Consider the following 11,285-nt stretch of genomic DNA (forward strand, 5'->3'; position numbering starts at 1 on the left):
CTGGAGTTCATGCCAAATGTTCACTTGCGTTAGTCATTGTCAGTTGGTTCGGGTTCAATCTCGGAAGTCCAAATTACTCCTCAGTTCCCTTTTCTCCCAGCTTCAATCCTTTGATAATCAGTCTTAGAACTGTGAGAGATACCGTACTTCTCCGGGCGGTGATTTTTTTTCCTGTATGAGCCAGGATTCCTACCCTTTGATTTAGAAGTTGGCCACCTTTCAGGCCACAGATATATAGTTGTAAGGAAGTTAGGTATATACCCTTCCATTCCTTACGAGCTATACGTTAAAAGTCGTTGGACTTAAACTTTTTAGCTCAACGAATCGCACAACCCATGGTCTCTGTATCCACTGCAATACTATCAGCTTGCAAATAATCAGATAATATGGCCTCCGTTAAATCGCGATCGCATACTTGAAAATCATTCATTACTCACCTAATAATTACTAATATTTTTTAGACTGAACAATTATATCAAATTTGCCTGCTTTTGAGTCAGTCCAGTAGGGTGTGTTAGCAAAGCGTAACGCACCAGACACACTTAAATGTTGCTACAAAAAAATCAGTCAAACCTTGCTATAATAAGAGTTATACCAAAAAATCTAATGCCTACTTTTAGCTGTGTCAGTCTACTACCACTGGACTGTGAGATGGTGCGTTACCGAATAATTAATAATTAATAATTAATAATTAATAATTAAATAATTCGCGCCTTGAAACCTCCCCTTGGATAGGGGAAAAAAGCGGTCGAGGGATGGCGCCATTCGGAGCGGCTCTGTCAAGAGCTAGTCCCCTCGCCATATCCAATCGACCGCTGTCTTGGTCGATCTTCGTAGCTTCCCCGTTGGGTGGGATGGCGTACTTCGGAGCGGGTCTGCAAGAACGGGTCTCCTCGCCATATCCAATTGACCAAGAGAAGAAATAATATTTCCTTATATTCAATTCCGTAACGGTTAAAACCCGAGGTAATTATCAATTATCCATGATCAATTATCAATTAATGAATAATATCAAATCCGCTCGGGTTCGGTATAAAAAAAATTTTCATCTTCATCCAAGAGCAAATGTTTCGCGCATTCTCTTCCCTCCTGAGGACTGAGGACTGAGGACTGACTCCTAGATTAACTATCTAAATTTACACCGATGCTACCGGATTTGATATAACGCACCCTACTGGACTAATTTATCGGCACAGAAAAATATAGTAAATTAGCTTAAAAACCATCTTTCATTACTAAAATTTTCTCTGCCACATTTTTAGCAACAGGCATTACGGATAACCTATTTCCTTTCTTAGTAACTAACAATTCATCTGGGCTAAATTCTTGTTTCAAAATCGCCAAAGATATTAACTGAGGAAACTCTTCTACAAACTCCACAGAAACAGTTTGCCACCGAGGCGTATTAGGAGTAGATTTGGGGTCATAATATTTGCTTTTTTGGTCAAATTGAGTAGGGTCAGCAATGCCACTTTCCAATATTTTTACTAATCCAATAATGCCAGGAGGTACAGTATTAGAATGATAGAAAAATGCTAAATCTCCAGGATTAATTTGTCGCAAAAAATTCCGAGCTTGATAATTTCTAACTCCGTCCCAGATACAAGTTTTTTCATGTTTCATATCTGAGATGCTGTAAGTTTTTGGTTCGGATTTCATTAGCCAATATTTCATTATGTGTTTAAAAATGATATATTATTATTTGAATACTTAAATATAAACACTACTATGAAAAGTAAGCGTTGGTAAAGCGCGTGTATGATATTAATCGCGCATTACTTAGGAGTCAGTAGTCAGGAGTCAGGAGAGAAGAAAGAAGAAGAAACCCCGAGTAGAAGGAGAAAGTTTTTCGGGGAGCGTAAAGGTCATGGAGTTCTATCGCACTCTTATCCGGACATGATATCATACCTCAAATTACCAACGCCGAAAAATATAGTAGATCAAGCTAAGTCTAATAATAATAATCAACTAGCGATCGCCAGTTTTGGCTATAATTAAACAGGACTTACGCATAACCACCATATTTAGTAGGGGAAAATGGCATTTGCCCTCTACAGGTAGCGTATTGTCTAAGAGTTTGCGTAAGTCCTGTTAAAAATAGACTTTTTCAACTCGTTGAAAGTCTAGTCAAAAAAGAGCGATCGCTAACCTTATCTAGAAGTATCCGCTCAATAAATGGGGGCGGACTACCAGTTCAGGAACGATTTTACGCCATTTGAGGCTTGCTATTTACCGATTTACCCCGGATTATTGAGCGGTTACATCTAGAATATAAAATATACCTTTTCCGACAAAACATGAGCAAAACCCAAACCCAACTACCAACAGACGCTTGGATAACAGCAACTTGGGAAGAATACATCCAAATTTTTGAAGACCCAAGTTATGAAAAAGCAAAAGTTTACTACCACAAAGGAAAACTCAGAATAGAAATGTCACCATTAGGAAATGACCACGCTAAAGACCATGCAGTTATTATGGCAGCAGTTGCTTTCTTTGCTGCGACTAAAAATATTGCCCTGAGTAGTAGAGATAATTTTACCTACCGCAAAACTGGATTTCGAGCAGCTCAACCTGATGCTTCCTATTACATTGGGGAAAATGCTGATGTCATTCCTTGGGGAACTTCTTTTATTGACCTGGATATTTATCCTCCACCAACTCTAGTTATTGAAGTTGCGAATACTTCCCTCTCTGATGATAAAGGGGAAAAGCGTTTGCTTTATGAAGCACTTAATGTTGCTGAATATTGGATAGTTGATGTGCAGAATGTAGAAATTATTGCCTTTGCTATTGCTAACGGTGGCAGTAGAAAAATTGATCGGTCTCAAGTTTTGCCTGGTTTAGCCATTTCTTTATTAGAGGAAGCACTTCAGCGTACTCGTCAAACAAATGAAACTCAAGTTTATACTTGGTTATTACAGCAATTTCAATCTTAGAAGGGAGTAGGGAATAGGGAGTAGGGAGTGGAAGAGTAGAGGAGTAGAGGAGTAGAGGAGTAGGGACGTTGTATGCAACGTCTCTACAAAGTTACAGCGAATTCCACTTTTGTGAGGTACACCCACGCGAGCAAGATGCTCGCACTGAGAACATTTAATTATTAATATCTGTACTTCATATACTGAGAATCTCTTGTATCATTTAATGATTTCATAGCTGAATGCTGATAGCTGACTGCTGAATGCTTATTTGGTGAGGTACACCCACGCGAGCAAGATGCTCGCACTGAGAACATTTAATTATTAATATCTGTACTTCATATACTGAGAATCTCTTGTATAATTTAATGACTTAATAGCTGATAGCTGACTGCTAATAACTGAATGCTTACAATGAGAGACTTTAAACCTCTAGGGATTAATTATTAATTATTAATTATTAATTATTAATTATTAATTATTAGATAATATCTTTCCTCTTCTGAAACCAAATAGTAAAGCCTAAATAAATCAGCGAATGTAAACATAAAGCTCCCCAACTTATCCCTAAATTTTCCCAGTTAAGGTTGTAAACATCTGAAGCAGAAAATGGTAAAGGAACGGTACTTCCATCTGGTAATTTAGTTGCTTCTGGCACCATATTATTCACATTTACAAGTGCCCCATAAGCAGCTACAGACCAACGACTTAACATTAGCCAAGAAAATTTACTAGCTATACCTGTCATTTCAAATAAAACACCAGAAAAAATAATTTGAGGTAGCAATATTAAGGGTAAAGCACTATTAGCTTGAGAACCATTTTTCACAATAGATGAAATCATTAATCCCAGACTAATACAGCTTATTAATGTTAAAAAAGTGGTAATACTAACTCCTATCGGCCATGAAATTAATTCTGGCTGGGGATTTTCAAATCCCAGTATTACTACTACTACTATTAATAGAGTTTGCAGAGTTGCTAATAATCCTAAAACTATTAATTTTGAACTGAGATAAGCAAATAATCCTAAGTTGACTAATCTTTCCCGAATATAAATAGCTGATTCTTTGACTATTTCTTGCAGAGAACTAGACAGACCAACCCATAAACAAGCGCAGGTAAATACAAATAATACTCGCAAAGCTAAAGGAGCTAAAGTAGGTTCTGGGTCGCCAATTAATGGATTTTTATCTCTAACTGCAAATAAAATTAAACTAATACCAATAGGAGCAGTAAATAAAGCTAAACCTAAGTTAATGGGGTCGCGAATAATTAATTGAAAATATCGTTGAATTAAAATCAAAAGTTGTTTCCCAAAAGAAGCGGGTTGTTTTTTGGGGGGTAAATTAGTAGGGGATTTTAAATTATCGATACTGAGATGATTGGCAATATAACGTCGATAATATTCTGATTGACGAAAATTATTTACCCACTCATTAATATTTTCATCATTGGTTTCTAGTTCGTTATAAATATCAGCAAAATCACCAGTATTGACAGAGAAAAAAGTCATAGCTTCTCTCGAAGAGCCAAAATAACATAAACGCCCTCCTCTACCTAAAAAAACTACTCGGTCGCAAATTCTAATATTAGCTGTGGCATGGGTAACTAAAATAATTGTTCGTCCTTGATTTGCCAACTTTCTTAATAGTTGCATCATTTTTTTATCTAAACCTGGGTCGAGTCCTGATGTCGGTTCATCTAAGAAAAATAATTTGGGGTCTGCTAATAATTCCACACCAATACTTACCCTTTTTCTCTGCCCCCCACTTAACTGACTAACTAATACATTTTTTCTCTCCGTCATCTCTATTTGCTCGAGGGTTTTTTCGACTAATTCTTGAATATTAATATCTGGCGGTAATCGCAATTTTGCTGCATAATTTAAAACTTCTAATACTGTTAATTCTCCATGAATAATATCATCTTGAGGAACATAACCAATTTGAGTCCGATAGATATTAAAATTATTCCTTAAATCTTCACCATTAATATAAACTTTGCCTTTAGTTGTAGACTCTATTCCTAATAATGTTCGCATCAAAGTTGATTTACCAGTGCCACTACCTCCCACCAACGCTACAAACTGCCCCGGTTCGATCGCAAAGGAGATATCATTTAGCAAAACTCGTGTTTTTCCTCGTTGGTCTCTGACTATTCTATATAGGCGATCGGCATCAATACGAATTTGATTTCCAGGGTCAAAAACTTCTAAGCGATCGCCACGCCTAATTAGAGTAAAAGGTCCTATTTTAACGACCGCTCCTTCAGTCAAAACAATAGAGTTTTTAACTCGCACCCCATTAACAAACACGCCATTGGTACTATAGTCGTTTAAAACGTAATTTCCCTGACCATTAGGTTCAATGGTGGCATGACTACGAGAAACAATGGGAGCATCCAATTCCAGAGTGGCATCAGGATCGCGACCAAGTAAGACTGATCGATCTTTTAAAGATATTGAACTTGTTTTTGGTAAAGATGCTATAGTTATGGGATTATTAGGATCGAAATATTTCAGCAAAATTTGGTTTTGGGGGTCAAGACCAATTTTGATTTCCATACCATTCTCTAGAAGATGACCTTCAGATGGAGTGATGCGAGTACGGTCTAGAAATAATCCATTGGTGCTTGCTCGATGACCGTCACCATCATAAATATAGTAGCGATCGTCAATTTTACGGATAGTGGCGTGGTAACTAGATATGACTAACCAAGCTGAAGGTACTACAAGGTCGGCGTGGAGGCGATCGCGTCCTAATATATGATTGTCTTGTTTAAGTTCAAGAGTAATAGTCTGGCCTTGATTATTCAATTCTATATAGGGATTACTACTTAAAAGGGTAGTTTGCCCTGTTTTGTTAGTCATAATAATATTAGATTTTAGATTCTTTGGCACAAATTGATAAAAACTATTTATATTTAATCAGCAGTGGGTAATAAATTCTAGTTTAATCTACAATTTATTATGTTGATTTTAGTATAAAATAGGCTATTATTTTTTGGAAAAATGTATTGCAAAATCAACTATATTATTGATGTTAAAAGCATCTAATAAAACAAAACAAAAATATCGTAAGCATTCAGCTACGAGTATTCAGCATTTCCTAGGTTATGCTGCACAAACAGCTTTTGAATGTACAACTAAGGCTAGCTAATGACCTTTTTTTTTCTGCGGAATGCTGCATAAACATAATTTTGAATTCTCCTTCTCAGATAATAAGTTAATAACTGATAGCTGAAGTCCGCATATCCTCTGAAAGAGGCTAACTGACTGCTGAATGCTTACAAAGCATAAATATTTGATGATTTTTTTATATAATAGCCGAAGGAAGTGGCACGGATATATCAAAAACTTAAAACTCAGAAAACGCCAAATGGTTCCTTATCTCCTAGATAACTAAAATCTTCTTGCTTATCTCCTAGATAACTAAAATCTTCTTGCTTATCTCCTAGATAACTAAAACCTTCTTCCTTCTTCTATGCAAACTGCTAAAATGCAAGACAGAGTTAATCATAGTATAATCTCTAGAAACCTCTTGCAAAAGTTTTAATTAAATCAAGACATGAAAGAAACAATTTAATCTCCCTATTCCCTATTCTCTATTCCCTATTCCCTGACTTCTGTAAAAAGTCTTAGGTATTACTGCAATAAATGAAGACGAAACTAATGCGAAAAAAAATTTTTATAACTACTATCTGTATGGCATTATCTTTAGCTGGGTGTAAATCACCTGAACCAGAAATACCATCTCCTTCTCCTGAAACCACACCTTCCCCACAAGTCTCAATTGAAATTCCGGAAAAACCCTTAACATTACCTCCAGATAATCCAGAAACAATAGCCTCTAATCAAGTAAAAACATATCTAAATAGACTAGCTACTCAAGGATTTTCTCAAGAAAATCAAGGAATATGGATACAATCAAATAATACTTTATTAGCAAATTATCAAGGTACAACTCCTTTACCAGCAGCTTCAATTACTAAAGTCGCAACTTCTTTAGTCGCCTTAAAAACTTTCAATCCCGACCATCAATTTATTACTTTAATTGGCACAACAGGCATAATTGAAAATGGTGTCTTAAATGGAGATTTAGTCATTCAAGGAGGAGAAGATCCATTTTTTGTTTGGGAAGAAGCGATCGCCATTGGCAATATATTAAATAAAATCGGCATTCAAAGAGTTACTGGCAATCTAATTATTACTGGCAAATTTTATATGAATTTTGAATCTAATTCTCTGACTGCTGGTAATTTATTGAAACAAGGATTAAACAGTAAAAATTGGTCTTCAGAAGTTTTAAATCAATATCAGACTTTGCCTCCAGGTACAGCAAAACCTCAAGTAATAATTGATGGGGTTGTAGCAGTTTCTCTTACTCATCGTGAAAATATTAAACTATTAGTTAGACATTATTCTTTCCCCATAGCTGAACTAGTGAAAAAAATGAATCAATATAGCAATAATTTAATGGCAGATATGTTAGCTGAAGCTGTGGGAGGCTATCAAGTAGTTGCGGAAAAAGCAGCTCAATTTGTAGGAGTACCAAAAGAGGAAATTAGATTAATTAATGGTTCTGGTTTAGGAGAAGAAAATCGCATTTCTCCCCGTGCTGCTACTGGAATGTTTATAGCAATAGATAAATATCTTCAGCAATATAATATGAATGTGGCAGATGTATTTGTTATTGTTGGTAAAGATAAAGGTATTTTAGATGAACGTAAACAACTTCCAAATTTAGCAGTAGTCAAGTCTGGAACTCTAGATTATGTTAGTGCTTTAGCAGGTGCTTTACCAACAAAAGAACAGGGAATTGTTTGGTTTACAATTCTGAATAAAGGAGCTAGTGTAACCGAGTTACGCAACCAACAAGAAATTTTACTTAAAGACGTTTTAAATAACTGGGGTTCTGTTGATTTATCGCCAACAAACTTAACAGCTAACCCTGAGAGAAAAACTAAAACTTCTCGCAGTGAAATTATATAAAGAAGGAAGAAGGAAAAAGAAAGATCGATACCATAAAACTTTTGGTCTGATCTGTTTGCGCAGCATTCCGTAGGAAACCGTATTGGGTTTAATATAACTTCTTATATCATGTCCGGTTGAATAGTTATAATTACAGCAGATTCTAAGTATATGAAGTACAGTTATTAACAATGAAATGTTCCCAGTGCGGGCATCTTGCCCGCGATGGATGTACCTCACCAAGAGCGAATTTATTACTGATTATCCGGACATGATATTACTTTTAACTTATCTAACTTTTGACTTTTGACTGTCTTGAGTGCGTCTTACATTCTGAGGAAACCTCAGAATTACGCACTCGCTTTTGACTTTTGACTTATCTTGGATCGACAGGTCGCGCCACTAAAATACCAATGGCACTTTCCACATTCCAAATGTATCTTTCTAAATCATAAGCAACAGTTACTTTTCCCGCAGGAGAAGCATGAATAATACCAATATTACCATCAGAATTACGATAAACTAAACCAGTATGAGTCACATCTAAGCCATTAATTTCTGTTGCTACAGCGACAATATCTCCAGATTTTAGCTGAGAATAAACGCTGCTAATTTTATAGTAAGGAATATAATTAATTTTAAGTTTACTAATACTATCCTCCATATTAACAATACATTGATAATTAGCATCATTACTAGCAATTTGTGGATACTCCCATCTATTTTTACTCATAAAAAATAATGGCTTCTTAACTCTCTCTCCACCTAATTCAACACCAATATCTGTGATATTATCGCGCCTCTGGTTATCAGCAATCCATTCAGAAAAATAATGCAAACGACTACAATATCCATTCATTTTACCATTCCAATAACGCTGATTTCTAATATTATTAACAAAGGTCAAATAAGAATAATCTTGTATTGCTATCCCCCTAGCCATTGCCAATACAGTTTCTACAAATAAGACACAATCAAATCCATCTAAACTAATAACTAAAGATTCTTGATTTGATTGGTCTAATAATCCAGCCTTGTAGGGAGTACCAATAAAATAATCAGCGATCGCCTGCATAATTTCTGCCATCGGACGTTGAGAAAGATTTTGTTTTATAGCATATTCCATCACTGGTTTAAACTGAGGATCTTCGGGAATATTATTGGCTGATGGTTTGTTAATTCTTTTGTCTCCAACACTTTTATTTAACTGAACATCAATTACTGGTCTTGTCGGAGGTTGAGAAGGACCTATAGGTGCTTCTTTTAAAATATTTTGCCTTGATAAAGTAGATAATTTTGATGATTTTTTTTTATCAATATCTAGAGATTTTAAAGTAGTATCATCAAATTGAACTATACGAAAATTAGATAGTTTTTCTGAAGCAGATAATTGTGAATTAATATTCTTTTTATTGTCATATTTTATTTTGCGATTATCCCGAACATTAGCAATATATTTAGTCTGTAAATTAACACTCTTTTGAGCAGCATTAATCTTATTGACAATAGATAAAATTCCTGTATAGCTGCCAGTAATCGCTACTGTTAAAATAATTAACTTTAATAATTTTCTCATTTTTTGATAAGGATTATTAGCTAATAAGTATGTTATCCTGAATTAAAACAAATGGGTAATAATTCCTGATGTGAAACCGACACTTTTGAACAATCGCTATCAATTTATACAAGCACTCAGTAGTGGTGGGTTCGGAGAAACCTTTTTAGCTCAAGATACCCAAATGCCTTCAGGCCGCTACTGTGTAATTAAGCAACTTAAAGTAGTTACAAATAATCCCGAAATTTACCAACAGGTATTGCAACGTTTCCAACGAGAGGCGGCCATTTTAGAAGAATTAGGGGAGACTAATAGCCAAATACCCAAGTTGTATGCTTATTTTAGTGACACAGCAGGTCAATTTTACCTGGTACAAGAATGGATAAAGGGAGAAACTCTAGGAAAAAAAGTAAAAACTACAGGCCCAATGACAGATGGTGATGTTCAGAAAATTCTGATTAGTTTACTATCGGTTATTAATTATATACATAGCAGAAATATTATTCATCGGGATATTAAACCGGAAAATATTATTTTGCGCCAACAGGATGACTTGCCAGTTTTAATAGATTTTGGGGCAGTAAAAGATTCTATTAGCACAGCAATTAATTCTCAAAATACGACACCTATTTCTATCATGATTGGTACTCCTGGATATATGGCTTTTGAGCAAGCAGCAGGACGACCAGTTTATGCCAGTGATTTATATAGTTTAGGACTAACAGCTATTTTTCTACTAACAGGAAGAATTCCCCAAGATTTAGAAATGGATTTACAAACAGGGAAGATTATTTGGCAAAAATATACGAGTAATTTAACTCCTAAATTAGCAGGAATTTTAGACCGAGCAATTCAACCTAATATTAGCGATCGCTTTGCTACATCTACAGAAATTTTAGATGCTTTAAAGTCTAATTCAACTCAGGTTTTTACTAATGAAAACACTCCGTCATCTTCATCTTTAGTAGTAATCAATAATCCTGACACAACGACAACTTTAAATTCACCTTTAGACCAATGTCTAGACCCTCCTTCAACTCAATTATCTATTAATCGCAAAACTTGGCAGAAAGCTGTGATTATTAGTGGTGCTATTGGCAGTTGTTTTTTGAGTAGTATTTTGCTCAAAAATGTCTTAAGCAAATCTCCCCAAACGGACTTAGAAATACCAAATATTCCCACACCACCCACCACCGAATTAGTAACATCAATTTCTCAACAACAAGCTCAAGAATTAATCCAGAATTGGTTAAAAGCAAAAAAAGAAATATTTGCTCCCCCCTATAACCGAAAACTTGCTGCTGAATTAACAACAGGAAAAGTCTATGATAGTATAGTAGCCTCCAATGGAGCGATCGCTTGGTTAAAAGAAAACAATGCTTACTATCAGTATAGAGTACAAAAAATAGATAGTATTGAATATTTTTCTACTCAAGGAAATCAAGCCAAGATTCAAATTAAAGTTACTGAAGAATATCAACTTTTTAAAAATGATAAATTAGAAACTACAAGGTCAGGATCTTCCCAACTAACAGTTATTTATAATTTGACATTTGTAGACGGCAAATGGAAAATAGCTACTTCTCAGATTATTTAGAAATAAAACTATAGTAATTCGTAGAAAAAACAAGTATAGTTTACAAAGGGTGAGAAATACTATATGTACTTCTTTCTTATTAAATTATTATACCAAATTAAAAAAAGGTAGTTATATTGACATACTCCCGACGTTGCCCTTACGGGACAACGCGGGATTCTTCAGTCTGGGAAACCCTGACCGCTGTTTAGACAGAGGTGATGTCCTCCCCCTGTGTTGGACCTTACAATAACAAAATGTACC

7 protein-coding genes are annotated in these 11,285 nt (G+C 35.2%); 4 read left to right on the top strand and 3 right to left on the bottom strand.

Translation table 11 applies throughout. The annotated features are described in order from the left end of the window. Positions 1 to 1,215 precede the first annotated feature (1,215 nt). Positions 1,216 to 1,674: an EVE domain-containing protein gene (locus F6K23_RS33390; RefSeq protein ID WP_293164315.1), complete on the bottom strand. Its 459-nt coding sequence runs from the start codon at positions 1,672 to 1,674 to the stop codon at positions 1,216 to 1,218. Between the two features lie 84 nt (positions 1,675 to 1,758). On the opposite strand from F6K23_RS33390, the gene F6K23_RS33395 reads away from it, so the two are divergent. Then, entirely contained in the window at positions 1,759 to 1,998 is a 240-nt protein-coding gene (locus tag F6K23_RS33395) for a hypothetical protein (protein ID WP_293164318.1), read from the top strand. 299 nt (positions 1,999 to 2,297) lie between these two features. Further along, the gene (locus F6K23_RS33400) at positions 2,298 to 2,939 is read left to right on the top strand and encodes a Uma2 family endonuclease (protein WP_293164321.1); all 642 of its coding nucleotides are present in this window, start codon (positions 2,298 to 2,300) and stop codon (positions 2,937 to 2,939) included. A gap of 460 nt (positions 2,940 to 3,399) precedes the next feature. Here the strand turns inward: F6K23_RS33400 and F6K23_RS33405 are convergent, their stop codons facing one another. After that, complete coding sequence (locus F6K23_RS33405) at positions 3,400 to 5,790, bottom strand: ATP-binding cassette domain-containing protein (RefSeq protein ID WP_293164323.1); 2,391 nt, start codon at positions 5,788 to 5,790, stop codon at positions 3,400 to 3,402. 801 nt (positions 5,791 to 6,591) lie between these two features. Here F6K23_RS33405 and F6K23_RS33410 point away from each other — a divergent pair. Next, complete coding sequence (locus tag F6K23_RS33410) at positions 6,592 to 7,911, top strand: D-alanyl-D-alanine carboxypeptidase (protein ID WP_293164325.1); 1,320 nt, start codon at positions 6,592 to 6,594, stop codon at positions 7,909 to 7,911. A gap of 355 nt (positions 7,912 to 8,266) precedes the next feature. On the opposite strand, the gene F6K23_RS33415 is transcribed toward F6K23_RS33410, so the two are convergent. Further along, a complete protein-coding gene (locus F6K23_RS33415) occupies positions 8,267 to 9,466 on the bottom strand; it encodes an N-acetylmuramoyl-L-alanine amidase-like domain-containing protein (RefSeq protein ID WP_293164328.1) in 1,200 nt (399 codons plus the stop codon). Positions 9,467 to 9,551: 85 nt separating this feature from the next. Here F6K23_RS33415 and F6K23_RS33420 point away from each other — a divergent pair, with 85 nt between their 5' ends. Beyond that, a complete protein-coding gene (locus tag F6K23_RS33420; RefSeq protein ID WP_293164331.1) occupies positions 9,552 to 11,042 on the top strand; it encodes an IMS domain-containing protein in 1,491 nt (496 codons plus the stop codon). The last annotated feature ends 243 nt before the right edge of the window (positions 11,043 to 11,285 follow it).

It is taken from the genome of Okeania sp. SIO2C9 (assembly GCF_010672455.1).
GTDB lineage: Bacteria > Cyanobacteriota > Cyanobacteriia > Cyanobacteriales > Microcoleaceae > Okeania.

What these genes read in the sequence shown, in the direction of transcription:
- F6K23_RS33395 (WP_293164318.1), top strand. Translation starts at nt 1,759, where the DNA reads ATGATATTAATCGCGCATTACTTAGGAGTCAGTAGTCAGGAGTCAGGA.
- F6K23_RS33405 (WP_293164323.1), bottom strand. Translation starts at nt 5,790, where the DNA reads ATGACTAACAAAACAGGGCAAACTACCCTTTTAAGTAGTAATCCCTAT.
- F6K23_RS33415 (WP_293164328.1), bottom strand. Translation starts at nt 9,466, where the DNA reads ATGAGAAAATTATTAAAGTTAATTATTTTAACAGTAGCGATTACTGGC.
- F6K23_RS33400 (WP_293164321.1), top strand. Translation starts at nt 2,298, where the DNA reads ATGAGCAAAACCCAAACCCAACTACCAACAGACGCTTGGATAACAGCA.
- F6K23_RS33410 (WP_293164325.1), top strand. Translation starts at nt 6,592, where the DNA reads ATGCGAAAAAAAATTTTTATAACTACTATCTGTATGGCATTATCTTTA.
- F6K23_RS33390 (WP_293164315.1), bottom strand. Translation starts at nt 1,674, where the DNA reads ATGAAATATTGGCTAATGAAATCCGAACCAAAAACTTACAGCATCTCA.